The organism is Streptomyces sp. NPDC021225 (assembly GCF_044332865.1).
Classification (GTDB): Bacteria; Actinomycetota; Actinomycetes; order Streptomycetales; family Streptomycetaceae; genus Streptomyces.
The window spans coordinates 565,290-589,994 of record NZ_JBIRPV010000001.1; the positions used below are offsets into that span (position 1 = coordinate 565,290).

Genomic DNA, 24,705 nt, shown 5'->3' on the forward strand with positions numbered 1-24,705 from the left:
GGTATCCGGGCAGCAGTATGGACGCAGCCGCAGGCGAGCACACCTGTCGTGCCCGGATCTTGGCCCGATCGCGATCTTCGCCTCGGGGTCGTCGGTCCCGGGGTGTCCGCGTCGTCCTCCTTCTCCCAACTTCTCATACGCTTCTCAGCGCGTTTCGGTTCCCAATGACCCCCCGCGACCTGGAAAGTCGGCGCCCTCAGCGCCGGGCGTAGTGTGCCCGCAGCGCGGTGTACGCGGCCGCCGGAGCGCCCGTGCGGTCCAGGCCCAGCAGGGCGGCCCCGAGCACCGGCGGCGCGGTGACCACCCTCGGTTCGGCCTTGGGCGCGCGTTCGGCGAGCAGCTCCCGCACCCGGTCGTCCAGGAGCGGGTGGCGGGCCGCGAGCACACCGCCGCCGAGGACCACGGGCGTCTGCTCACCGAGCAGTTCCAGCCGGGTCAGGGCGACCGTGGCCATGGTGACCACCTCCTCGGCCTGCCGGGCGACCAGGGCGCGGGCGATCTCGTCGCCGGAGTCGGCCACCGCGAAGAGCACCGGCGCCAGTTCGTGGCGCCGGGCCGGGGCGATCCGCCCCAGGTGCAGCGCCTCGATCAGCTCGTACATGCTGGCCAGGCCGAAGTGCTCGGGCAGGGCGCGGGCCAGGGCGGTCGGCTCGCCGCGGCCGTCCTCCGCGCGCGCGGCCCACCACATCGCCTCCTTCGACAGATCGCCGCCGCCGCCCCAGTCGCCGGAGATCCGGCCGATGGCGGGGAACCGCGCGGTCCGGCCGTCGTGGCCCAGGCCCGCACAGTTGATGCCCGCGCCGCAGACGACGGCGACGCCGGTCGGCTCTCCGTTGTCCGACTTGTCTGCGACTCCGGCCCGCAGCAGCGCGAAGGTGTCGTTGGCGACCGTGACGGTGGCCCCCCAGCCATGGGCCGCCAGCAGCGGAGTGACCTGTTCCTCCTCAGCCGGGAGGTCCACATTGGCCAGGCAGGCCGAGACATGCTCGGCCCGCGGCGGCCCGTCGAACCCCGCGGCCCGCCCCGCCCGCGCCACCAGCGGGGCGAGCGAGGCGACCGCGGCCTCGGCACCGACGACGGGCGGCGCGAAGCCGCCGCCGCGCGCGGTGCCGAGGACCGCCCCGTCCGGGCCGATCAGCGCCACGTCGGTCTTGCTGTTGCCCGCGTCGACCGCCAGGACGGTGGCGCGCGGCGGTTGGGCGGTCAGACCCTGGGACTGCGTCAGGCCCACGCCAGATGCTCCCGGTTGTGTGCGATGAGGGTGTCGGTCAGTTTCTCCGCGTACTCGATCTGGCCGATCAGGGGGTGGGCCAGCAGGGCGTCGAAGACCCGCTCGCGGCCGCCCTTCAGCGCCGCCTCCAGCGCCAGGTCCTCGTACGCGGTGACATGGGCGACCAGCCCCGCGTAAAGGGGTTCCAGGGGGCGCACGGGCAGCGGGCTCGCGCCGCGCCCGTCCACGGCCGCGGGGACCTCGATCACCGCGTCGTCCGGGAGGAAGGGCAGGGTGCCTTGGTTGAACGTATTGACGATGCGCACCTCGCCAGTGTCCCGCAGCAGCGACGAGGTCAGATCGACCGCCGCCTCCGAGTAGAAGGCGCCGCCGCGTTTGCCCAGCAGCTCGGGCTTCTCGTCGAGCGCCGGGTCGGCGTACATCTCCAGCAGCTGACCCTCGATCGCCGCGACCTCGGCGGCCCGCGACGGCTTGGTCCTGAGCTCCCGAACCACCGCGTCGTGCTGGTAGAAGTAGCGCAGATAGTAGGACGGTACGACGCCGAGGCGGTCGAGCAGCCCTCGCGGCATCCGCAGGTCGTCCGCGATCGCGTCGCCGTGCTCGGCCAGCAGCTTGGGCAGCACGTCCTCGCCGTCCGGGCCGCCGAGCCGCACCGCGCGCTCCCAGGTCAGGTGGTTGAGGCCGACGTGGTCCAGCGACACCTCGTCCGGGGCCACGCCCAGCAGCTTCGCGAACTTCCGCTGGAAGCCGATCGCGACATTGCACAGCCCGACGGCCCGGTGCCCCGCCGTCAGCAGCGCACGGGTCACGATGCCGACGGGGTTGGTGAAGTCCACGATCCACGCGTCGGGGTTGCGGCGGCGCACCCGCTCGGCGATGTCCAGCACCACCGGGACCGTGCGCAGCGCCTTGGCGAGCCCGCCGGCGCCGGTGGTCTCCTGCCCGACACAGCCGCACTCCAGCGGCCAGGTCTCGTCCTGGTTCCGGGCGGCCTGCCCGCCGACGCGCAGCTGGAGCAGCACCGCGTCCGCGCCGTCCACGCCCGCGTCCAGGTCGTCGGTCCAGGAGATCTGGCCGGGGTGGCCCTGCCTGGCGAAGATCCGCCGCGCCAGCCCGCCGACCAGCTCCAGCCGGTCGGCGGCCGGGTCGACCAGGACCAGCTCCTCCATCGGCAGCACATCCCGCAAGCGGGCGAATCCGTCGACGAGTTCGGGGGTGTAGGTGGATCCGCCACCCACCACTGCGAGCTTCAACCCTTGACTCCTGTCAGTGTGACGCCTTCGACGAAGGCTTTCTGAGCGAAGAAGAAGATGATGATGACGGGGGCCATGACCAGCAGGGTCGCGGCCATCGTCAGATTCCAGTTGACGCTGTGCGCGCTCTTGAAGCTCTCCAGGCCGTACGAGAGCGTCCAGGCGCCCGGATTCTGCGCGGCGTAGATCTGCGGGCCGAAGTAGTCGTTCCAGCAGTAGAAGAACTGGAAGAGCGCGACGGCCGCGATGCCCGGCTTGGCCATGGGCACGATGATCCGCAGCAGGGTCCGCAGCTCCCCGCAGCCGTCGACCTTCGCGGATTCCAGATATTCCTTGGGGATCGTCAGCAGGAACTGCCGGAGCAGAAAGATGGAGTACGCGTCGCCGAACGCCATCGGGATGATCAACGGCCACAGCGATCCCGACAGATGGAACTGCTGCGCCCACACCAGATACATCGGCACCACCACGACCTGTGGCGGCAGCATCATCGTGGAGATGACCAGGATCATGGCGGTGCGGCGGCCGCGGAAGCGGAATCTGGCGAGCGCATAGGCGACCGGCACCGACGAGAGGAGCGTGAAGGCCGTGCCGAGCCCCGCGTAGATCAGGGAATTGCGCCACCAGTCCAGAAAACCAGGGGTGTTGAAGACCTCGGTGTAATTGGACCAGTGCCATGCGTCGGGCCACAGATCGCCGCTCATCGCCTGGCTGTCGCTCATCACCGAGGTCAGGAAGACGAAGACGAACGGCAGCACGAAGAAGAGCGCGGCGGCGACGGCGACCGCGTGCACGGCGATCCAGTGCAGTACGGCCTTGCGGCGGGCGGCCGGGGCGGAGGAGGGACGGGCGGCGGGCCGTACCGGTGCGGACGGTGCCGAGAGGGTGGTGGTGGTCATATCGGTTGGTCCTCTCAAGCCTTCTCAGTCGTCCGCCGACAGCAGGCCGGCGCGCCGGCGCATCAGCAGGGTGGTGACGGCCATCGCGATCGCGAAGAGCACGAGCGAGAGCACACAGGCGGCGCCGGTGTTGAAGTTCTGGAAGCCCAGCGAATAGACGAGCTGTGGCACCGTGAGCGTGGAGTGGTCGGGATAGCCGGGCTGGATGACCGTGCCCGGGCCGATGCTGACGCCCGAGGCCAGCTTTCCGGCGACCAGGGCCTGGGTGTAGTACTGCATGGTCTGCACCACACCCGTCACCACCGCGAACATCACAATGGGTGTGATCGACGGCCAGGTGACATAACGGAACTTGGTGAACGCCCCGGCGCCGTCCAGCTCGGCCGCCTCGTACTGCTCCTTGGGAACGTCCAGCAGCGCGGCCATGAAGATGACCATCAGGTCGCCGATGCCCCACAGGGACAGCAGTACCAGCGAGGGCTTGGCCCAGGCCGGGTCGTTGAACCAGTTCGGCGCGTCGATCCCGACCTTGCCGAGAACGTCGTTCACCGGGCCGGTGCCGGGGTTGAGGAGAAAGACGAACGCCACGGTCGCCGCGACCGGCGGGGCGAGATAGGGGAGATAGAAGGCGGTGCGGAAGAAACCGGCCCCCGACTTTATCTTCGTGATCAGCAGTCCGATGCCCAGGCCGAAGACGACGCGCAGCGCGACCATCACCACGACCAGCCACAGCGTGTTCCACAGCGCCGGGCCGAACAGCGGCATCTGTTCCAGCACATACCGCCAGTTGCGCAGGCCCACGAAGGTCGGCGCCTTGATCTGGTTGTAGTGCATGAAGGAGAAGTAGACGGTGGCGATCAGCGGATAGCCGAAGAAGACAGTGAAGCCGACCAGCCAGGGGGAGAGAAAACCGAGGGTGCTCAGCCGCCGGCGCAGACGCTTGCGGCGCAGGGCGGGGGCGTTTGTCGTCATCGTGGCCATGTCGCCCTCCTCAGTCCTGCGCCTGGAGAATGTCGGCGTCTATCTGGTCGTCCAGTTCCCTGAGGCCCTTGTCCAGGTCATGGACCTTTCCCGCCTCCACGTTGTACGAGAAGTCCTGGAGCGAGGTCACGTACTGTCCGCCGTTGATCGAGGGCGGAAGGGCGTTGCTGTACTTGTTCTGCGCGATGTCGAGGAAGGCGCGGAAGGTCGGATCGGGGTCCAGCTTCGGCGAGGTGAGCGCCGCCCTGGTGGACGGCACATTGTGAATGGCGTTGGCGAAGGCGACCACCTGATCGGTGTCGGCGGTCAGGAAGCGCACCAGTTCCCATGCGGCGTTCTGGTGTCTGCTGCTGTGCGCGATGCCCGTGACGGTGCCGGTGAGATATCCCCGGCCGTAGGTGTCTGCCTGGTCGTCGGGCACGGGCAGCGGGGCGGTGCCCCACTTGAATTTGGCGTCCTTGAGGAAGAGGCCACGCCATTCGCCGTCCAGGTGCATGGCCAGCTTGCCGGTCAGAAATGCGTTCTGGGAGGAGAACTCATCGCCGAAGGAGGTACGGAACGTCTCCAGCGCCCCGTATCCGCCCTGTTCCCCGATCAGGTCCCGCACGGTGGCATAGAATTCCTTGATCTTTCCCTCCTTTTCCAGCCGTGCCTTTCCGTTCTTGTCGAAGTACGTCGGGCCCCACTGGGCGAAGAGCCGGTCCGGGCTGTTCTGGTAGAGCCGGAAGTTGGGCATGAAGCCTACGCGCTCCAGGCCGCCGCCCTTGGTGCGCTTGGTCAGCTTGGCGGCGTCCCGCTTCAGCTCCGACATGGTGCGCGGGGGCCGCGCGATACCCGCTTCCTTGAAAGCGTCCTTGTTGTAGTACATGCCGTAGGCGTCGGCGAGCAGCGGCAGCGCACACTGCTTGCCCTCATAACTGGTGTAGTCCAGAAGCGTCTTGGGGAAGACCTTCTTCTTGTCGAGACCGGTTTTCTCCATGAACGGGTCGAGATCGGCCCACATTCCGGACGAGCAGTACTGGCCCACATTGTTGGTGGTGAAGGAGGTGACGACGTCGGGGGCGTCGCCGCCGCCCGCGCGCAGCGCCTGATTGATGGTCTCGTCAGTGACATTGCCGACGGACTTCACCTTGATATTGGGGTGGAGCTTCTCGAAGCGGGCGATGCTGGCGTTGATCGCGTTGACTTCGTTCTTCTCCGACCAGCCGTGCCAGAACTTGAGCGTGACCGGTTTGGTCGGGTCGTCGTCTGCGCTGCCGGTGCTCGGGTTGGCGCAGCCCGCGAGGAGCAGGGCGGCGGCGCCGAGCGCCGACGCGAGGTGGGCCAATGGTCGTCGTGGCATGGGCGGACTTCCTTGTGCACGGGGGAAACGGCAGGGGAAGCGGCGGTGCGGGGCGCCGGGCGGGGGGTTGGGTACGGCGGGAACCGGAAAGGGCCGGGCGGTGTATAGGAGACAGGCGATAGGGGACAGGGGAAGGGGTCAGGCGGTGTCGAAGACGGTGTGGCGGGCATCGGCGAGCGCCCTCTGGAGCGCGCCGATGAGAATCGGGTCCCCCTCGATGGCGCTGATCCGCAACTGCGGCCGGGGCAGCGCGAGCCCGGTCATCTCGGCCTCGACCAGTTCGCGCAGCCGCTCCCCGCCGGCCTGGGCGACCTGCCCGGAGAGCACCACCAGCTCCGGGTCGACCACCGCCACGACCGAGGCGAGTCCGGTGGCCAGGCGGCGGGCCAGCTCGGTGAGGACGGCGTCGCCCGCGCCGGGCGTGCGCAGCGCGGTGGCGAGCGCCTTGGCGGCGGTGGGTGCCTCGATGCCGTGCTCCCGGGCCAGTTCGACCACGGCGGGGGAGCCGACCAGCTTCTGGAAGCCCCCGCCCGCGTCCGGCCGGGCGGCGCTGTCGTCCCCGCCGCGCGCGAGCGGAGCGCCGGGCAGCGGCATATAGCCGATCTCCCCGGCGCCGCCGGTGGCCCCGCGCAGCAGTGTGCCGCCGAGCACGATGGCCGCGCCGACGCCCTCGTCCGCCCAGACCAGCGCGAAGTCGTCGAAGTCCTGCGCGGTGCCGTGGTGCTGCTCCGCGACGGCCGCGAGGTTGACGTCGTTCTCGATCACCAGGGGCGTGCCGAGCACCTCGGCCAGCTCGTCGCGCATGGTGCGGGACTGCCAGCCCGGCAGATGCGGCGCGTAGCGCAGCACCCCGGTGTGCGGGTCGAGCGCGCCGGGCGTGCCGATGACGGTCTGCCGCAGCTCGTCCCGGGTCAGCCCGGCGGCGGCCAGCGCGCCGTCCACCGCCTCGGCGACCAGCTCGCCGGTGCGGTTGCGCACCGACTCGGAGGTCGCCTCGGCGTTCACCCGGTGCTCGCCGAGGATCCGGCCGGTGATGTCGGCGACGGCGGCGGTGATGCCCTCCTGGTCGACGGCGAGCGCCGCGACATGGGCCGCGGCCGGGTTGATCTCGTACAACTGGGCGTTGGGCCCCGGCCGGCCGGTGACGTTCCCGGTCGTCCTGACCAGTCCGGCGGCCTCCAGGCGGGTCAGCAGCTGGGAGGCGGTGGGCTTGGAGAGCCCGGTCAGCTCGCCGAGCCGGGTCCTGGTCAGCGGCCCGTGCGCGACCAGCAGTTCGAGCGCGGCCCGGTCGTTCATGGCGCGCAGCACGCGCGGCGTCCCCGGAGTGCCTGATGCCGCCATGGTGGGTGCCCCCGTATCGCTCGAGCTTCTCTGTTAAGAAACTTTCCTATTGATGAACAGCAAGGTAAGGGGCGGCGCCGCGAGGCGTCAATGGGTGCGGCCGGGTCAGTGGGGCGGGCTGAGGGATCCTCCACCGGAGGTCCAGCGGCGCCTGCCACGGTCGCGGCCAGTCGAGAGAACGGGGAGTCGATGAAAAAGACCTCACGAGGGCCGCTCACGGTGCTGATCGCCGTGCTGCTCGCGGTCGCCGCCGGCGCCGGTGGAGCGACGGCCGCGTCGGGCGGCCCGGGTGGCGCCGGTGGCGCGGGCGGCGCGAGAGCCGTCTCGGACGGCGCGGGCACGGCGTCGGCGGCGCTGACGGACTCCGGAGGTGCCCGGGCCACCGACCGGGCGGCCGCGGCCGACACTGTCCGGGCGTACTGGACGCCGGAGCGCATGCGGCGCGCCGAATACCAGGGCGGCGGCCTGTCCCGAGGCGCGATGGAGCACGTCCGGCGGCAGGTCGCGGACCCCACCGGCGAGCCCGGCTCCGTCCCCCCGGCCGCGGCGAGCAGCTCGGGCCCGCCCGCCGCGGCCGTCGAGATCCCGACCCGCGTCGGGCGGATCTTCTACGTCGACCCGTTCGACGGCAAGGACAAGGCATGCGACGGCAACCCGCTGAACAGCGGCTCGCGCAGGCTGGTGGTCGCGTCCGGCAGCTGTGTGTTCAGCAGGGCCGCGCACACCTGGATGAACAACTGGGTGTTCATTCCCGGCTATTTCAGGGGGAGCGCGCCCTACGGCAAGTTCGTCGGCGACTGGGGATACACGTTCAACGCGTGGATCGACGACGGCAATATGAACTACGACTTCGGGCTGGCGACCACCCACCCCAACGAGTCCGGCCAACGGCTCGTCGACAGGGTCGGCGGCGACGGCTTCGCCTGGAATCAGCCCAAGGAAGTGTTCGTGAGCGCCAACGGATACTCCGTCAACGGGCAGATCCCCTCCGGGTGCGGCGGCTACACCCGCTCCGCCTCCTTCGGGGGCATCGAGCTGCCCTGCGCCCCGTCGGACGGTGGGCTCTCCCGGGGCGGCCGCTGGCTGATGAACATCGATCCCGACACCTCGCTCGGCTACGTCAACGGTGTGACGAGCATTCACCAGCCCAGCGGCTGGCTACAGAGCCCCTACGTCGACACCGAGTTCAGGGACTTCTTCTACCGGGTCGCCGACAGCTGACCGGGAGGGATCATCATGCGCGCTCTGAAGACACTCGCCGCCCGCGCCGTGCTCGCGGTGGGCACGGCCCTGGCGGTCTCCACCGCCCTTCTCGTCCCCGCCGCCCAGGCCGCGGTGGCGCCCGCGGCCGCCGAGCGGGTGGCCGCCGGACCCACGCTGATCAGCTACGACATCCAGTCCAAGACCCTGACCGGCAGCGGCTTCCTGCCCAGCCACCGGGTGTGGGTCAGGACCGCCGTCTCGGGCGCGGTGCCGACCTGCGGCACCGTCGTCCTCACCGACCTCCGCACCAGCCCCACGCTGCTCCAGACCACGTCCGATCCGTCCGGGAACATTTCCGTCCCGGTGGACCCCAAGGCCACGCTGCCACCCTTGCTCGTCTGCCCCAACCCGATCATCTACCTCTACGGGGCGTATCCGGGCGAGCACGTCCACTTCAGTGCCCACGACGAGCGCTACGAGAATGGCCGTCTGGTCTGGAGCAACACGCTGACCGTCACAGCGTGAGACGCCGCACAACGTAAGACCCCGTACGCACAGCCGCGCGACCACCGAGGCTGTGCGTACGGCCGTTTCCCGGCCGACTGCGTCCCGGCTACGGCGCGGCTACTTCTGGACGGGCGGTGCGGCCGGTGGTGCGGCGGGCGGCGGGATCGGGGTTGTGGCCATGGCCTGCGGGGAGTCCGGGTTGGACAGGGCCGACGGCGCCGCGACGGCCGCCCCCGCCGAGTTGGCGTCCTCCTCGGGCTGGAGATCCGGGTCCACGGGGCGGCCGACGATGAGGACGCCCGCCTCGTCCAGTGCCTTCTTGATCCGCCACCGCAGCTCGCGCTCGACGCCGACCGCCTTGCCCGGCATCGTCCGCGCGGACACCTTCACGACCATGGAGTCCAGGTAGACCGCATCCAGCCCGAGCACCTCGATCGGCTCCCACAGCCGCTCGTTCCAGGGCTCTTCCTTCGCCATGTCCACGCCGACCTGCGTGATCAGCGCGCGGACCTCGTCCAGGTCCTCGTCCGCACGGATCTGGACATCCACGCCGGCCGTGGCCCAGCCCTGGCTGAGGTTGCCGATCCGCTTGACCTCGCCGTTGCGCACGTACCAGATCTCGCCGTTGTCGCCGCGCAGCTTGGTGACGCGCAGCCCGACCTCGATCACCTCGCCGGAGGCCACCCCGGCGTCGATCGAGTCGCCGACCCCGTACTGGTCCTCCAGGATCATGAACACGCCGGACAGAAAGTCGGTGACCAGGTTGCGGGCGCCGAAACCGATGGCCACACCCGCGACCCCGGCGCTGGCCAGCAGCGGCGCCAGGTTGATCTGGAGCGTCGAAAGGATCATCAGCGCCGCCGTGCCCATGATCAGGAACGAGGCGACGGAGCGCAGCACCGAGCCGATCGCCGCCGACCGCTGGCGCCGCCGCTCGACGTTGACCAGCAGACCCGCCAGCGCGGTGCCATCCACGGCCTGGGCGGTGCGGTTCATACGGTCGATCAGCTTGGTGATCGCACGCCGCACGACGGACCGGAGCACGAACGCGATCACCAGGATCAAGGCGATGCGCAGCCCGATGCTGAGCCAGGTGGACCAGTTCTCCTCCACCCAGCCCGCGGCGTTGGTGGCGCTCTGCTGCGCGTCCTTCAGCGTGGTGGGAGGAGGCGTGGCGTCTGCGGCCGTAGCAGCGGACCAGAACACAGCGAAACCCTTCATGTGCGACATGCCCGCACGGAGGACCGCACGCGCAACCCCTCACACAGTAGCCGGGCGAGGGAATGTGCCGTTCCTGTGTTCGAGAGCGCGTGAGGGCGCCGAGGGGGCGTACAAGAGCGGAGTGAGGGCGTCAGCCCAGCGGTTTCCGCCTCGGGCCCTCGGCGGCCCGTGATTCTCGCCACTCCCATGGGCTCCCACGGGCCCGGAAGGCCGCCGGATTCCGCTCTTCCGGCGGTATCCGCGCGGTACGCGGAAATGCCTCTCAACCGTTAACCCGGTGATGGTGGCGTTCCGGCCGGGGTTCAGGGGAAACTGGGGGAGATCGTCCCGGCGCGAGCCACGCGCCGCCGGCGTACAAGGAGGCACCCGTGCCGCATGTCCTGGTCCTCAACGCGTCGTACGAGCCGCTCGGCGTCGTACCGCTCCGCCGCGCGCTCGTACTCGTCCTCAACGACAAGGCCGTCAGCCTTGAGGACTCAGGCGCCCTGATGCACAGCGCGACCCGTGTCATACCCGCACCCAGCGTGGTCCGCCTCAAGCGTTTCGTCCGGGTGCCCTACCGGGGCCCCGTCCCGCTCACCCGCCGCGCCCTGTTCGCCCGTGACGGCGGGCGATGTGCGTACTGCGGGGGCGTGGCGACCAGCGTCGACCACGTCATTCCGCGCAGTCGCGGCGGCCAGCACACCTGGGAGAACGTGGTCGCCGCGTGTCGTCGCTGCAACCATGTCAAGGCCGACCGCCATGTCGCGGAGATCGGCTGGCGGCTGCGGCATCAGCCCGCGCCGCCGTCGGGCCTGGCCTGGCGGATCATCGGCACAGGGCATAGGGACCCGCGCTGGCTGCCATACCTGCAGCCGTACGGCGCGGACGACGCCATGGCCCGGATCGACGGCAAATCTGCCTGAGACCGGGCCATCGTCGTGTCTGCGGAGCGTTCGCGGACGGGGCCCGCGGCGGAGCGGGGGCCGCACGCGGGTTCGCTCCGCGGGGCGGTGTGGGGGCTGGTCGGCGTCCAGCGGATCGTTCCCCACCCCGCCCCTTCCCGAACCAAGGGCTTCGCCCCTGGACCCCGTATCCGTGGCGGAGCGCTCCGCCACGCGGAGCCGCACAGGGGCAGGGCCGGGAACGGGCTGGGCCGCCGGGCATGCCCCAGGGGGTGTCCGGCGGCCATGCGGCGGAGCCCCCCACGCGGCGGAGCCGCACATCGAAACGGTCGGGAAGGGGCGGGGTGGGGCAGTGCCCGATGTGCGGTCCGCCGCGTGGCCGCCGCAGGCGTCAAGATCCGCCGGACACCCCGCTAGTCGGCTGTCACCGCGTATGCGGCGACCGACCACAGGGAGTAGCCGAAGCGGGTGGCGCGCTCGGCGCCCTGGATGCGGATGAAGCGGGTGCCGGGGGCGTCCATCCGTACGGTCTCGTGTCCGCCCCGGCCGTCGGAGACGGTCGCCGCCGTGCGCCAGGCGCGGCCGTCGGCCGAGACCTGGACGCGATAGCGCGAGGCGTAGGCGTCCTGCCAGTGCAGCTCGAGCCGGCCGACGCGGGCCGGGCGGGCGAGCTCCAGCTGGAGCCAGGCGCCGTCGTCGGCGGGGGAGGACCAGCGGGTGGCGGGGTCGCCGTCGATCGCGGCGGAGGCCGGGAAGTCGGGGGTCTCGTCGGCGGAGGACGTGGCCTCGGCGCCGTCCGCGCGGGCCAGGTCAGGGCCGCCGGTGGGCGGGAAGACCCGTACGGTCAGCTCGCTCTCCTGAGAGCCGAAGCGCACCGGCACGGTGAAAGTCCCCGTCTTGGTGGACTCCGGGATCGAAACCTGGATCCGGGCGGTCGCCGTGCCCCCGCGCGGGGCGGTCACCGTCTTGTCGGCCGTGACGCGGACGCCGCGCGGCGCGCGGACGGTGAGCTTGCCGTGGATGTCCTCGGGGCGGCGGGCGGTGACGCGGGCCTCGACGACGGCGCGGCCGCCGGTCTCCGCGTCGACCACGTCCCGGGACAGCCGCAGATCGGCGGCCGGGGTGTCGGCGAACCAGGGGGTGATCTCGTGCACGGCGGGCGGAGTGGTGCCCTCCGCCCAGGTCAGCCGCACCGCGTCGGCCGTTACGCCACGGCCCGCGAGCTGCGTCCAGCCGCTGCCGGAGACCGCGCCGAGCCGCCGCCAGCCCTCCCCGGGGACATGGGCCCAGGCGGTGCCCGGCGAGTCGGCGGCGTGGCCGGTGAGGGCGGAGAGGGCGCTGAGCGGGCGGGCGCGGTCGAAGCGCACGGTGACCGGCCCGTCCGGGTCCAGTGAGGTCGCCGCGTCGCCGTCGGCGGCGACGTGCTGCGCCGCGGAGGTGCGCAGCGAGCTCAGGTCCGCGCCGTCCAGGCCCGCCCAGGCGTCGGCGCGGGTGACGGCCTCCTTCAGGAAGGAGTTCAGGACGCCCTTGCCCACCGTCACCCGGCTCTGCGCGATCTTCTCGCGCAGCCCCTGCACCTCGGTCCGGGCCCGCCAGCCCGCCGCCCCGTCGCCGCGCGCCTGGGCGGTGAGCATGTCCACGGCCCGTACCCCGGCGTCGCCGTAGCGCGCCAGCTGGTCGAGCCAGGGGCCCAGTTCGCCGCCCAGGGTCGCGGCGAGCCGGTCGGGGGCGTCCCGCATCGTCGCGAAAGCCGAGCGCAGCCGGTCCGCCGCCCGGTCCAGACGCTTACCGTCGCCCCCGGACAGCGCCGTCCAGAACTCCTCGATCAGCGGGCGTAGATACGCGGACTCCTCGCCGCCGAGGACCGAGGACGCGTCGTTCCCGGCGAGGGCGCGCAGGGCCGCGCGGGTGCGTGCGTCGGGCCCGGCCAGGTCGTCGACGGCCGCCCGCCAGGACTCCTGGGGGCGGTATCCGCGCGGGTTCCAGGCGAAGTCGGCCGCGGTGAACAGCGCGATACGGGAGGCGGTCGGCTGCTCCATGGCGTTGGCGAGCAGCCCGGCCGACTGGGTGGCGACGGCCGGGTCGCGCCCGGTGTAGGGGCCGAGGAAGACGCGGTCCTGGGCGTAGTCGTTGACCGGGTAGTTGTCCATGGTGACCAGCGCGTGGCCGAACGCGGCGCGGGCGCCGGCCAGTTCGCTCCCGGTGATGGTCTTGGGCACCACGCCGACGCCGGTCCAGGCGACCTGCACGCCGTGGTCGAGCCGGCCGGCCAGCTCGCGCCGGAAGTCGGTGTCGCCGTCCTGGTAGTACTCGGTCGGCATCAGGGAGAGCGGGGCGGCGTCCGGATGGCGCGCGGCCAGGTGGCTCGCGACCGCGTTGGCGATCTCGGCCTGGGCCTTCGCCGCGGCTTCGGGGCCCGAGCCGAAGGTCTCGGCGTCGCTGTCGCAGTGCCATTCGCTGTAGCTGACGTCCTGGAACTGGAGTTGGAAGGCGCGCACGCCGAGCGCCCACATGGCGTCCACCTTGCGGTTGAGCGCCCTGAGGTCGTCGGCGGAGGAGAAGCACAGCTCCTGGCCGGGGGAGACCGCCCAGCCCAGGGTGACGTGGTTGCGGCGGGCGCGGTCGGCCAGCTCCCGGAACTGCTCGCGCCGCTCGGCGGGGTACGGGTCGCGCCAGCGGGCCTGGCGGTAGGGGTCGTCGCCGGGCGCGTAGAGATAGCGGTTCTGCTTCGTACGGCCCATGAAGTCGAGCTGGGCGAGCCGGTCCCGGTGGGACCAGGGCTCGCCGTAGAAGCCCTCGGTGGTGCCGCGCACGGTGGCCGCGGGCCAGTCGCGCACGGTCACCCCGGGGAAGGTACCCCCGCCGTTCGCGGGCCGGACCAGGAGCTGGCGCAGCGTCTGGATCGCGTGGAAGAGCCCGTCCGGGCCATTGCCGGACAGCGCGACCGTCGGCACCCCGGCCGCCCGGCCGGTCGCCAGGCGGTAGCCGCCGGAGGGCAGGTCGCCGTCTTCGGGTGCGCCCAGGGCGCGCAGCGCGCTCTGCGCGCCCCGCCCGCCGACGCGCACCACCAGCCCGTCCGCCAGGGGCATGGCCTTGGGGGTGGGCTCGGTGGCCTCGTTGACGATGCGCGCCCCGGCGTCGTGCAGCAGGGCGCGCAGCGCGTCCAGCGCGTACGGGTCGGAGTCGGCGTCGGCTATGAGCGTGACCTCCCGGCCCACGCTCACCCCGGATCCCTGGGCGCGCAGCGACTGCGGACGTGGCCATACGGGCGGCACGCCGCCGTCGCTCTCCCGGTCCGCCGTCGAGGTGCCGGGGGCACCGGGATCCCTGGGTGCGGCGGCCGCGCCCGGCGCGCCTCCCAGCAGTCCGCCGATGACGGCGGCGGCCATGGCCGTGGCACCGGCCGCCCTCGACCTTCGCCCTCGGGTTCCGCGCAACTGCACGGGCTTCTCCTCGATACGGACTGGTGGTTCGCCTAGGTCTGGCCCTGGTACGCGCCGAGCCCACCACCGTGCGCGTGAGGGTGTCAACGGCGGTGACCGAAATGCCGGTAATGCCATGGTGTGTGGTGTGACGAGATGCGCATCAGGGCGGGCCGGGGCTGTGTCGAAGAGGGGCTGCGCCGCGTGGCCGCCGGACGCCCGGGCGGGCGGGAGCGCGGATGGCGGCTCCGCAAGTCTGACGCCGGAACCCGGGGTTGGTCAGTAAGCTATGTGTCTCGGATCCCTTACTGCCGTCAAATCGCCTGGACCAGCGGAATGTGACCTGAAGCACGTCAGGGGGCCGATTGCGTCTGCGGCCGCCTTTCATGGGTAGGCCTGCACCTGTCCCACTGCCGACATCCCACGGAGGCCCGTGTGGCCACGTCAGCTCAGCTTCTGTTCTCCGCTCTCGCCAAACCCGTGACCGAAGCGGGGGAGCCCGACCCGTTCGCCGGGGTCTCCTACCCCGACTGCGGCCTGTGCGGCCTCGAGGGATCCGGTCTGCACACGGAGGCGCCGCTCACCAGTGAGCCCGCGCCCGCCGACATCGCCCCCCTGACCAGTGAGCCCCCGCTCGCCGCCGAGCCGCCGCTGACGAGCGAGTCGACCGGTGCCGCGTTCGGCACCGGGGCGGGCGCGGAGCCCATGGAGTTCTGAATGGAGTCCTGATGGGCAGAGCGCTCCTCGCCGAGCTGCACGGCGTCGCCACCTCGTACGAGCCCGCCCCCGGCCGCACCGTGCGGGTGTCCGACGACACCGTCGTCGCCGTGCTCGCCGCGCTCGGCGTGGACGCCTCGACCCCCGACTCCGTACAGGCCGCGCTGGAGCGGCACGAGCGCGAGGAGCGCGCCCGGCTGCTGCCGCCGTGCGTCGTGGTGCGCCCCGGCAGGCCGCCGCGGCTGCGGCTGCCCGAGGGCACCGTGCTGCGGGTGGACCCCGAGGACGGCGGGGACGGCGCGCACGGCGCGGTGCGCGACTGGCGGCCCGGGGCCGACGGCCCCGCGGCCGCCGCGCCGCCCCTGGGCAGCCACACCGTGCACGCCCAGGCCCCCGACGGCCGCTCGGCAGCCGCCACCCTGATCGTCGCCCCCGACCGGATGCCGCAGCCCCCGGCGCGCAGCCACGGCTTCCTCGTCCAGCTGTACTCGCTGCTGTCCGCGCGCTCCTGGGGGATGGGCGACCTCGGCGACCTGGCCGACCTCGCCGCCTGGTCGGGCCGGGCGCTGGGCGCCGGGTTCGTCCAGCTCAACCCGCTGCACGCGGCCGTGCCCGGCACGTCCACCGAGCCCACCGACCCCTCGCCCTACCGCCCCTCCTCGCGCCGCTTCCCCGACCCGGTCCATCTGCGGGTCGAGGACGTGCCCGAGTACGCGCAGCTGCGCGGTGCCCCGCGCGAGCGCGTCGACCAGCTGCTGGACCGGGCCGCCGCGCTGCGCACCGCCGTGCTCCATGAGGGCGCGCTGATCGACCGGGACGCGGTGTGGGCGCTCAAGCGGGAGGCCCTGGAGCTGGTGCGGGCCGTGCCGCTGAGCCCCGGCCGCCGGGCCGCCTACTGCGACTTCCTGGCCGAGCGCGGCCAGGCCCTGGAAGACCACGCCATTTGGAGCGCGCTCGCCGAGATCCACGGCCCCGCGTGGCGCTCCTGGCCGCACGGCCTGGCCGACCCCGGCTCCGCCGCGGTCGCCCGCGCCCGCGGCGAGCACCTGGACCGGGCCGACTTCCACTGCTGGCTGGCCTGGCTGACGGACGGGCAGCTGGCCGCCGCCCAGCGCGCCGCGCTCGACGCCGGGATGGCCATCGGCCTGGTGCACGACCTGGCGGTCGGGGTGCACCCGTCGGGCGCCGACGCGTGGGCGCTGCGGGACGTCTTCGCGTCCGGGATGTCGATCGGCGCGCCGCCGGACGCGTTCAACTCCCACGGCCAGGACTGGGGGCTGCCGCCGTGGCGGCCGGACGCCCTGGCCGCCACGGGCTACGCCGCCTACCGCGATCTGCTGCGCGGGCTGCTGCGGCACGCGGGCGCGCTGCGCATCGACCATGTGATGGGCCTGTTCCGGCTGTGGTGGGTGCCGGAGGGGCGGGAGCCGACCGAGGGCTGTTACGTCCGCTACGACGCGGAGGCCATGCTCGGCGTGCTCGCCCTGGAGGCGCATCGCGCCGGGGCGGTGATCATCGGCGAGGACCTCGGCACGGTCGAGCCGGGGGTGCGGGAGACGCTGGCCGGGCGCGGGGTGCTGGGCACGTCGGTGCTGTGGTTCGAGCGGAACTACCCCAGTGGGGACGGCGGGGACGGCGAGGACGGCGAGCAGGGCCGGGGCGAGGCGAGCGGGGAGAGCCGGGACAGCGGGGAGACCGGGGAGACGGGGGAGACCGGGGGTGTCGCACCCGTCCGCGCCCGCCCGCTGACACCCGAGGAGTGGCGCGCCGACTGCCTGGCCACCGTCACCACCCACGACCTGCCGAGCACCGCCGCCCGGCTCACCGGCGGCCATGTCGAGCTGCGCCACCGGCTCGGCCTGCTCACCGGCCCGCTCGAGCGCGAGCGGGCCGAGGACGCGGTGGAGGTCGCGGAGTGGCTGACGCTGCTCGGGCGGCTGGGGCTGCTGCCGGAGGGGCCGGGCGACGAGGAGGCGGCCGTCAAGGCGGTCCACCGCTTTCTGCTGCGCACTCCGGCGAAGCTGGTCGGCATATGGCTGCCGGACACGGTGGGGGACCGGCGCCCGCAGAACCTCCCCGGTACGTGGAACGAGTACCCGAACTGGCGGCTGCCCATCGCGGACGCGGCCGGCCGCCCCGTATCCCTGGAGGACCTGGTGGCCTCGCCGCGGCTGCACGCCCTGATGGGCGAGGTCACGCGGGAGGCGGGGCGTGCGGGTGTGGGCAGGCCCACCCCGGGCACGCGGGGCGCTAGGCCGTCCGATACCGTGAGTGCGTGAGCAACAAGGTCAAAAAGAACGCCGTTCGCGCCGGTGCCGTCATCGCCGCGACGACGGCCATGCTGATGGTGTCGTCCCCCGCGTTCGCGTTCCGCGACGACGGTGACGACCCGGGTCCGGGCCTGAGCGTCGCCGAGACGCTCGGCCTCTACGTCGTCACTCCCATTGTGCTGTTCGTCGTGATCGCCGGTCTGGTGATGCTCGGCGACAAGACCCGCAAGCGCAGTGACTGACACAAACTGACACCTAGGACGCTGTGACGAGGGCGCCCCCGGCCGACCGCCGGTGGGCGCCCTCGTCGCGTTCCCGCGGTGACTCTGCCGAGCGACCCTCTCAAACGTCTTTCCCAAACATCTTTCCCGGCGCGTATCAAGCCGTTTATTTTCGCTTTAACCTACGGTGTCGTAACCTACGGAGCCGTAGGTAACGCATCGCACGACGACGTCCCCAGGAGCCCACTGTGACCCTCGCCCCCACTCGCCGTCACGGTCAGGCCGTATGGAGCGACAGCCGCCTGCTGTACGCACTCGAAGAGGTCGTCGAGGTGGAGCTCAACCGGCATCTGAAGGCCGCCAAGGAGTGGATGCCCCACGAGTACGTGCCGTGGAGCGACGGCCGCAACTTCGACGGTGTGATGGGCGGCGAGGCCTGGGCGCCCGAGCAGTCCAAGGTCAGCGACGTGGGCCGGATCGCGCTCGTGGTCAACCTGCTCACCGAGGACAACCTCCCCAGCTACCACCACGAGATCGCCACGCTCTTCGGCCGCGACGGCGCGTGGGGCACCTGGGTGCACCGGTGGACGGCGGAGGAGGGCCGGCACGGCATCGTCATGCGGGACTACCTGCTCACCAGCCGCGCGGTCGACCCGGTCGAGCTGGAGCGGTTCCGGATGGCGCACATGTCCGAGGGGTTCGAGTCGGACAACAACCACAGCATGCTGCACTCCATCGCGTACGTGGCCTTCCAGGAGCTCGCCACGCGTATATCGCACCGCAACACCGGTCACCACTCCGGAGACCCGGTCTGCGACCGGATGCTCGCCCGCATCGCCACCGACGAGAACCTGCACATGGTCTTCTACCGGAATCTGCTGGCGAAGGCGTTCGAGCTGGCGCCCGACCAGACCATGTGCGCCGTCCGCGATGTGGTGGTCGGCTTCCGTATGCCGGGACACGGCATGCCCGGGTTCGAGCGGGCGGCCGCGCAGATGGCCATCGGCGGCATCTACAACCTGCGCATCCACCACGACGATGTGCTCCAGCCCGTGCTGCGCTTCCTGAAGGTGCTGGAGATCTCCGGGCTCACGGGCGACGGGCTCAAGGCGCAGGAGGAGCTCGGGCTGTACATGGGCGGCCTGGACACGCAGGCCACGAAGTTCGACGAGCGGCGCGAGGCGATGCTGGCCCGCCGCGCGGCCCGCGCCGCCGAGCGCGTCTAGCGCGCCTGCGGCGGGCCGTTTCCCCCATCCACGCGCGAACGGGCTGGATTCGCTCCGCGAGGCGAATCCAGCCCGTCAGGGGGAGGGCGTCAGCCCGCCGCGGCCGCGGCGTCCGCCGCCTGCGCCCTGAGCGCGCGCTCGACGCCCGCGCGGCACTCCGTGACCAGGCGGCGCAGCGCCGCGCTGGGCTCGGCCGAGGCCAGCCAGGCGTCGGTCGCGTCCAGCGTCGCCTGCGAGATCTGCACCGTCGGGTAGAGGCCGACCGCGATCTGCTGCGCCATCTCGTGGCTGCGGCTGTCCCAGGCGCCCTTCACCGCGGCGAAGTACTTCTCGGCGTACGGCGCCAGCAGCTCACGCTGGTCGGTCTGGACGAAGCCGCGGATCACCGCCTCCTGCACCGCGTTCGGCAGCTTGTCGCCCTCCACGGCCGACGCCCACGCCTCGGCCTTCGCCTCCGGCGCCGGCCGCGAGGCGCGCGCGGTGGCCGCGTGCCGCTCGCCCGCCGAGGTGCGGTCCCGGCCCAGCTCCTCGGTGATCGCCTCCTCGTCGGCCCGGCCGGTCGCGGCGAGCCGCTCCAGCAGCGCCCAGCGCAGCTCGGTGTCGATGGTCAGGCCCTCGATGGCCTCGCTGCCCGCCAGCAGCCCCGACAGCAGGCCGAGCTGCTCGTCGGTGCGGGCGGTGTCGGCGAAGGCCCGGGCCCAGGCCAGCTGGTGGTCGCTGCCGGGGCCGGCGGCCCGCAGATGGGTCAGCGTGGCCTCGGTCCACTTCGCCAGGCCCGTCTCGCGCCACTCGGGGGCGGCGTACAGGTCCAGGGCCAGCTTGGCCTGGCGCTGCAGCGACTGCACGACGCCGATGTCCGACTCCTTGGCGATGCCGGACAGCACCAGGGAGAGGTAGTCGCGGGTGGCCAGCTCGCCGTCGCGGGTCATGTCCCAGGCCGAGGCCCAGCACAGAGCGCGCGGCAGGGAGGCCTCGAAGTCGCCCAGGTGCTCGGTGACCACGGCCAGCGACTCGGGGTCCAGCCGGACCTTCGCGTACGAGAGGTCGTCGTCGTTGAGGAGGATCACGGCGGGGCGCTTGCGGCCGGCCAGGGCCGGCACGGGGGTCAGCTCGCCGTCCACGTCGACCTCGATCCGGTCGCCGCGCAGCAGCTTGCCGGTGGCGCTGAGCTCGTACAGGCCGATCGCGACGCGGTGCGGGCGCAGCACACCACGCGGCGGAGCCGCATCATCGGACAGAGTGCCCTTGGCACCGGGCGGCAGCGCCGGGGCCTCCTGGCGCACCGCGAAGGAGGTGATGGTGCCGGAGGCGTCGGTCTCGATCTCCGGGCGCAGGATGTTGATCCCCGCCGTCTCCAGCCACGCCTTCGACCAGGTCTTCAGGTCCCGGCCGCTGGTCTCCTCGAGCGCGCCCAGCAGGTCGGACAGCCGGGTGTTCCGGTACGCGTGGCGCTTGAAGTACGCCTGCACGCCCTTGAAGAACTCGTCCTGGCCCACATAGGCGACCAGCTGCTTGAGGACCGAGGCGCCCTTCGCGTACGTGATGCCGTCGAAGTTGACCAGGACGTCGTCCAGGTCGCGGATCTCGGCCATGATCGGGTGGGTGGACGGCAGCTGGTCCTGCCGGTAGGCCCAGGTCTTCATCGAGTTGGCGAAGGTGGTCCAGGCCTGCGGCCAGCGGCTGCCCGGCGCGTACGCCTGGCAGGCGATGGAGGTGTAGGTGGCGAACGACTCGTTCAGCCACAGGTCGTTCCACCACTCCATGGTCACCAGGTCGCCGAACCACATGTGGGCCAGCTCGTGGAGGATGGTCTCGGCGCGCGTCTCATAGGCCGCGTCCGTGACCTTGGAGCGGAAGACGTACTGGTCGCGGATGGTGACCGCGCCCGCGTTCTCCATCGCGCCCGCGTTGAACTCCGGCACGAACAGCTGGTCGTACTTGGCGAAGGGGTACGCGTAGTCGAACTTCTCCTGGAACCAGTCGAAGCCCTGCCGCGTCACCTCGAAGATCGCGTCCGAGTCCAGGAACTCGGCGAGCGAGGGGCGGCAGTAGATGCCCAGCGGCACCGACCGCCCCTGGCCCTCCCAGCTGCTGTGCACGCTGTGGTACGGCCCCACGATCAGCGCGGTGATGTACGTCGAGATGCGCGGGGTCGGCTCGAAACGCCAGATGTTGTCCTTGGGCTCGGGCGTCGGCGAGTTGGAGATCACCGTCCAGCCCTCGGGCGCGGTCACGGTGAACTGGAAGGTCGCCTTCAGATCCGGCTGCTCGAAGTTCGCGAACACCCGGCGCGCGTCCGGCACCTCGAACTGTGTGTAGAGGTACGCCTGCTGGTCCACCGGGTCCACAAAGCGGTGCAGGCCCTCGCCGGTGTTGGTGTACGCGCAGTCCGCGACGACCCGCAGCTCGTTGCGCCCCTCCTGGAGACCGGTCAGCGCGATCCGGGAGTCCGCGAAGGCCTTGGCCGGGTCCAGCTCGTACCCGTTGAGCACCACCTGGTGCACGGTGGGGGCGACCAGGTCCGCGAAGGAGTCCGCGCCCGCCTCGGCCACGTCGAAGCGCACGGTGGTGACCGACCGGAAGGTGCCGCCCTCCTGCGCGCCGGAGAGATCGAGCTCGATCTCGTACGAGTCGACCGTGAGCAGCCGGGCCCGCCGCTGCGCCTCTTCGCGGGTCAGGTTCGTTCCAGGCACCTGGGCATCTCCTTCGAATACGACGTTTCGGCCATCCTTCCACGCAAAGCCGGTCCGCCGCCCGCGGTAATCGCCCGGCGCCGCGGGGCGCTCGTCAGGTGCCCGGAACGGGGGGCTCAGCTGAGCTCGGCCGCCACCAGCTCGGCGATCTGGACCGCGTTGAGCGCCGCCCCCTTGCGGAGGTTGTCGTTGGAGACGAAGAGCGCGAGGCCGTTGTCGACCGTCTCGTCCACCCGGATGCGGCCCACGTAGCTGGGGTCCTGGCCGGCCGCCTGGAGCGGGGTCGGGATCTCCGAGACCTCGACGCCCGGGGCGTCGGCGAGCAGCTCGTACGCGCGGGCCACGCTCAGCGGGTTCGCGAAGCGGGCGTTGAGCTGGAGCGAGTGGCCGGTGAAGACGGGGACGCGGACACAGGTGCCGGAGACCTTCAGCTCCGGGATCCCGAGGATCTTGCGGGACTCGTTGCGGAGCTTCTGCTCCTCGTCCGTCTCGAAGCGGCCGTCGTCGACGAGGTTGCCCGCGAACGGCAGCACATTGAAGGCGATGGGGCGCTTGTAGACGGCGGGCTCGGGGAACTGCGCGGCCGCGCCGTCGTGGGTCAGCGCGGTCGCGTCGTCGATGACCTTGCGGACCTGGCCGGCCAGCTCCTCCACCCCGGACAGGCCCGAGCCGGACACGGCCTGGTAGGTGGTGGCGACGAGAGCGGTGAGACCCGCCTCCTCGTGCAGCGGGCGCAGCACCGGCATGGCGGCCATGGTGGTGCAGTTCGGGTTGGCGATGATGCCCTTGGGGCGCTGCGCGACGGCATCCGGGTTGACCTCGGAGACCACCAGCGGGACCTCGGGGTCCATCCGCCAGGCGGAGGAGTTGTCGATCACCACGGCGCCGGCCGCGGCGACCTTGGCCGCCAGCGCGCGGGAGGTCGCCCCGCCCGCGGAGAACAGCGCGATGTCCAGCCGCGAGTAGTCGGCGGTGGCCGCGTCCTCGACGGAGATCTCGGTGTCCCGCCAGGGGAGCGTGCGCCCGGCGGAGCGGGCCGAGGCGAACAGGCGCAGCTCCTCGACGGGGAAGTCCCGCTCGGCGAGGATCTTGCGCATGACCCCGCCGACCTGGCCGGTGGCTCCGACGATTCCGATCCTCACGACGCGCTCCTTGTGCTCTGTGCCTGGTGCTGGGTGCCTGGCGTGCCGTCCCATCATGCGGGTGGCCCCGGCGACCTTGTCCAATCTATTGTCCGGTGCCTGGGACGGTGCGTTGTCCGGTGCCCGGGACGGGCCCGCGCCGGCCGTGCGCCGGGCGTACGCCGCGGGCGCCCCGCGGCCTTGAGCCCCCTCGGCGTTCCCAGCTCCGGTGAACTCCGGGTGAGCGGCGGAATTCCGGCGGCGTAGTGCGGGATGACCGTTTGCTATCGCCAAGATCCACGTGCGCATTTCGGCGGCGGGCGTTGCCGCATCGTTAACTCGCAGGCCATCCCAGCTGCCAACGATCCGAAGTGACAGGGCAGCCCGCTGCCCGACCGCAGCCGCGCATCCACTCGGGGAGATCCCGCATGTCCCGCATACGGTCCGCCGCCCACGCCGCCCTCGACCGCCGCACCCTTCTCGTCGCCGCTGCCTCCGCCGGTGCCGCGACCGGCCTCGGGTTCGCCTTCGGGCCCGGCGGCGGTTCGGCGACCGCCTCCCAGCCCGCCCGGGTGAGCGCCGCCGGCCGCAGGGTCGTCACCGCCCCCTCGCTCCCCTCGGAGGCCGGCACCACGCTGGAGACCTTCTCCGCCCCGCGCGGCACCGGCGCCTACCGCCGGCTCGGCGACGGCCCGGCCTGGGCCCGCACCGTGCGCACCGAGCTCGCCGGGGCCAAGAGCGGCCGGGAGGCCCGGCGCACCACGGTCGCCTCCTTCGTACAACTCACCGACCTGCACCTCACCGATGTGCAGCACCCGCTGCGCTACGAGTTTCTGCGCGCCGGTCGCCCCGGGGCCTGGCGGCCCCACGAGGCGCTGACCGTCGTCGGCGCCGCGTCCCTGATCGAGCGGGTCAACGGCCTGCGCGGCGGACCGGCCACCGGCTCCCCACTGTCCTTCGTCATGACCACCGGCGACAACACCGACAACAACGCGCGGATCGAGCTGGACTGGTTCCTGGGCGTGATGAACGGCGGCCGGATCACCCCCAACACGGGCGACCCGCGCCGCTACGAGGGCGTGCAGAACAGCGGGATCAAGGCGTTCTGGCACCCGGACAGCGCGCTGCGCGACGCCGACAAGCAGGCCGGTTTCCCGCGTATCGAGGGCTTCCTGGCGGCCGCGCTGCGCACCGTCAACAGCCCCGGGCTGCGGCTGCCCTGGTACTCGACCATCGGCAACCACGACGACCTGGCCGGCGGCGTCTACTCCTTCGGCGGGAACTACTTCGCCGACCTCGCCACCGGCAGCCGCAAGCTCCAGATCATTCCGGCCGCCGAGGCCGCGGACCGCTTCAAGGACGAGCGCAAGGGCGGCGACCCCACGGGCACGGTCATGAAGGATCTGCTGCGCGCCCACAAGAAGGACATGCGCACCGTCACCCCCGACGAGCGCCGCGCGCCGATCAGCCGCCACGACTACCTGGCCGCGCACCTCAGCCCCGCCCACACCGGCCCCGGCCCAGTCGGCCACGGCTACACCAAGGCCAACCTCGACGAGGGCACCTGCTACTACTCGTTCCGGATATCCGACGGCGTCCTCGGCATCAGCCTGGACACCACCGACCCGGGCGGCCACTACACCGGCTCGCTGGGCACCGCCCAGCTGCGCTGGCTGGAGCGGACGCTGAAGGCCCACAAGGACGACCGGATCCTGGTCTTCAGCCACCACTACAGCCGCAGCATGGACAATCTGAACCGCGACCCGGCCCGCCCGGGCGAGGCCCGGCACGGCGGCGACGAGGTCGTGGCCCTCTTCAAGCGCCACCCCCAGGTGCTGGCGTGGATCAACGGCCACAGCCACAAGAACGAGATCACCCCGCGCTCCACCTTCTGGGAGATCACCACCGCCTCGCACGTGGACTTCCCCCAGCTGGCCCGGGTGATCGAGGTCGTGGACAACCACGACGGCACGCTGTCGCTGTTCACCACGCTGATCGAGTCGGCCGCGCCGCGCCGCACGGACTACTCCGACCTGTCCCAGACCGGCCTCGCCGCGCTCTACCGCGAGCTGTCGTACAACGCCCCGGGGCGCAGCCAGGCCCTGGCGGGCGACGCGGACGACCGCAACACCGAGCTGCTGCTGCGCAAGGCGTGAGCCCTGGCCGGTGCGGA

The 24,705-nt window shown here is 71.9% G+C and carries 18 protein-coding genes; 8 read left to right on the forward strand and 10 right to left on the reverse strand.

The features are described 5' to 3' along the window. Window positions 1–196: 196 nt before the first annotated feature. The 6 genes from ACH4S9_RS02555 to ACH4S9_RS02580 form a co-directional block, all read right to left on the reverse strand. Window positions 197–1,231, reverse strand: coding sequence for a BadF/BadG/BcrA/BcrD ATPase family protein (locus tag ACH4S9_RS02555; protein ID WP_311722399.1), 1,035 nt, complete (start codon window positions 1,229–1,231; stop codon window positions 197–199). Further along, window positions 1,222–2,484 (reverse strand): 6-phospho-beta-glucosidase, encoded by a 1,263-nt coding sequence (locus ACH4S9_RS02560; RefSeq protein WP_398369322.1) that lies wholly within the window; start codon window positions 2,482–2,484, stop codon window positions 1,222–1,224. Before ACH4S9_RS02560 ends, ACH4S9_RS02555 begins: the two co-directional genes overlap by 10 nt. Next, window positions 2,481–3,383 carry a carbohydrate ABC transporter permease gene (locus ACH4S9_RS02565; protein WP_398369324.1) on the reverse strand — a complete coding sequence of 301 codons (903 nt, stop codon included), beginning with the start codon at window positions 3,381–3,383 and terminating at the stop codon, window positions 2,481–2,483. The genes ACH4S9_RS02560 and ACH4S9_RS02565 overlap by 4 nt, the downstream gene beginning before the upstream one ends. Window positions 3,384–3,407: 24 nt before the next feature. After that, window positions 3,408–4,364 (reverse strand): carbohydrate ABC transporter permease, encoded by a 957-nt coding sequence (locus tag ACH4S9_RS02570; protein ID WP_385340833.1) that lies wholly within the window; start codon window positions 4,362–4,364, stop codon window positions 3,408–3,410. 10 nt (window positions 4,365–4,374) lie between these two features. Continuing rightward, entirely contained in the window at window positions 4,375–5,706 is a 1,332-nt protein-coding gene (locus ACH4S9_RS02575; protein WP_311722404.1) for an ABC transporter substrate-binding protein, read from the reverse strand. A gap of 138 nt (window positions 5,707–5,844) precedes the next feature. Beyond that, window positions 5,845–7,047, reverse strand: coding sequence for an ROK family transcriptional regulator (locus ACH4S9_RS02580; RefSeq protein WP_311722405.1), 1,203 nt, complete (start codon window positions 7,045–7,047; stop codon window positions 5,845–5,847). A gap of 189 nt (window positions 7,048–7,236) precedes the next feature. On the opposite strand from ACH4S9_RS02580, the gene ACH4S9_RS02585 reads away from it, so the two are divergent. Next, window positions 7,237–8,268, forward strand: a complete 1,032-nt coding sequence (locus tag ACH4S9_RS02585) for a trypsin-like serine peptidase (RefSeq protein ID WP_398369327.1) — start codon at window positions 7,237–7,239, stop codon at window positions 8,266–8,268. 15 nt (window positions 8,269–8,283) lie between these two features. Further along, window positions 8,284–8,775, forward strand: a complete 492-nt coding sequence (locus tag ACH4S9_RS02590; protein WP_358846466.1) for a hypothetical protein — start codon at window positions 8,284–8,286, stop codon at window positions 8,773–8,775. Window positions 8,776–8,874: 99 nt separating this feature from the next. Here the strand turns inward: ACH4S9_RS02590 and ACH4S9_RS02595 are convergent, their stop codons facing one another. Beyond that, window positions 8,875–9,978 carry a mechanosensitive ion channel family protein gene (locus tag ACH4S9_RS02595; protein ID WP_398369329.1) on the reverse strand — a complete coding sequence of 368 codons (1,104 nt, stop codon included), beginning with the start codon at window positions 9,976–9,978 and terminating at the stop codon, window positions 8,875–8,877. 368 nt (window positions 9,979–10,346) lie between these two features. Between ACH4S9_RS02595 and ACH4S9_RS02600 the strand changes: the two genes are divergently transcribed. Next, a complete protein-coding gene (locus ACH4S9_RS02600) occupies window positions 10,347–10,883 on the forward strand; it encodes an HNH endonuclease (RefSeq protein ID WP_352128433.1) in 537 nt (178 codons plus the stop codon). A 392-nt stretch (window positions 10,884–11,275) separates the two neighbouring features. Here ACH4S9_RS02600 and ACH4S9_RS02605 read toward each other — a convergent pair whose 3' ends face one another. Further along, a complete protein-coding gene (locus ACH4S9_RS02605) occupies window positions 11,276–14,251 on the reverse strand; it encodes a beta-N-acetylglucosaminidase domain-containing protein (RefSeq protein ID WP_398369332.1) in 2,976 nt (991 codons plus the stop codon). A 468-nt stretch (window positions 14,252–14,719) separates the two neighbouring features. On the opposite strand from ACH4S9_RS02605, the gene ACH4S9_RS02610 reads away from it, so the two are divergent. From ACH4S9_RS02610 to ACH4S9_RS02625, 4 genes are all read left to right on the forward strand, one after another. Continuing rightward, the gene (locus tag ACH4S9_RS02610) at window positions 14,720–15,001 is read left to right on the forward strand and encodes a hypothetical protein (RefSeq protein ID WP_398369334.1); all 282 of its coding nucleotides are present in this window, start codon (window positions 14,720–14,722) and stop codon (window positions 14,999–15,001) included. Window positions 15,002–15,012: 11 nt separating this feature from the next. Next, a complete protein-coding gene (gene malQ / locus ACH4S9_RS02615) occupies window positions 15,013–17,280 on the forward strand; it encodes a 4-alpha-glucanotransferase (protein ID WP_398369336.1) in 2,268 nt (755 codons plus the stop codon). Then, complete coding sequence (locus ACH4S9_RS02620; protein WP_311722413.1) at window positions 17,277–17,513, forward strand: hypothetical protein; 237 nt, start codon at window positions 17,277–17,279, stop codon at window positions 17,511–17,513. Before malQ ends, ACH4S9_RS02620 begins: the two co-directional genes overlap by 4 nt. A 227-nt stretch (window positions 17,514–17,740) precedes the next feature. After that, window positions 17,741–18,718 (forward strand): acyl-ACP desaturase, encoded by a 978-nt coding sequence (locus ACH4S9_RS02625; RefSeq protein ID WP_311722415.1) that lies wholly within the window; start codon window positions 17,741–17,743, stop codon window positions 18,716–18,718. An 89-nt stretch (window positions 18,719–18,807) separates the two neighbouring features. Here ACH4S9_RS02625 and pepN read toward each other — a convergent pair whose 3' ends face one another. Together pepN and ACH4S9_RS02635 are read right to left on the reverse strand one after the other, a co-directional pair. Then, window positions 18,808–21,411 carry an aminopeptidase N gene (pepN, locus tag ACH4S9_RS02630; RefSeq protein WP_398369339.1) on the reverse strand — a complete coding sequence of 868 codons (2,604 nt, stop codon included), beginning with the start codon at window positions 21,409–21,411 and terminating at the stop codon, window positions 18,808–18,810. A gap of 116 nt (window positions 21,412–21,527) precedes the next feature. Beyond that, window positions 21,528–22,553, reverse strand: a complete 1,026-nt coding sequence (locus tag ACH4S9_RS02635) for an aspartate-semialdehyde dehydrogenase (RefSeq protein WP_311722417.1) — start codon at window positions 22,551–22,553, stop codon at window positions 21,528–21,530. A 407-nt stretch (window positions 22,554–22,960) separates the two neighbouring features. Here ACH4S9_RS02635 and ACH4S9_RS02640 point away from each other — a divergent pair, with 407 nt between their 5' ends. After that, complete coding sequence (locus tag ACH4S9_RS02640) at window positions 22,961–24,688, forward strand: TIGR03767 family metallophosphoesterase (RefSeq protein ID WP_398369342.1); 1,728 nt, start codon at window positions 22,961–22,963, stop codon at window positions 24,686–24,688. Window positions 24,689–24,705 lie beyond the last annotated feature (17 nt).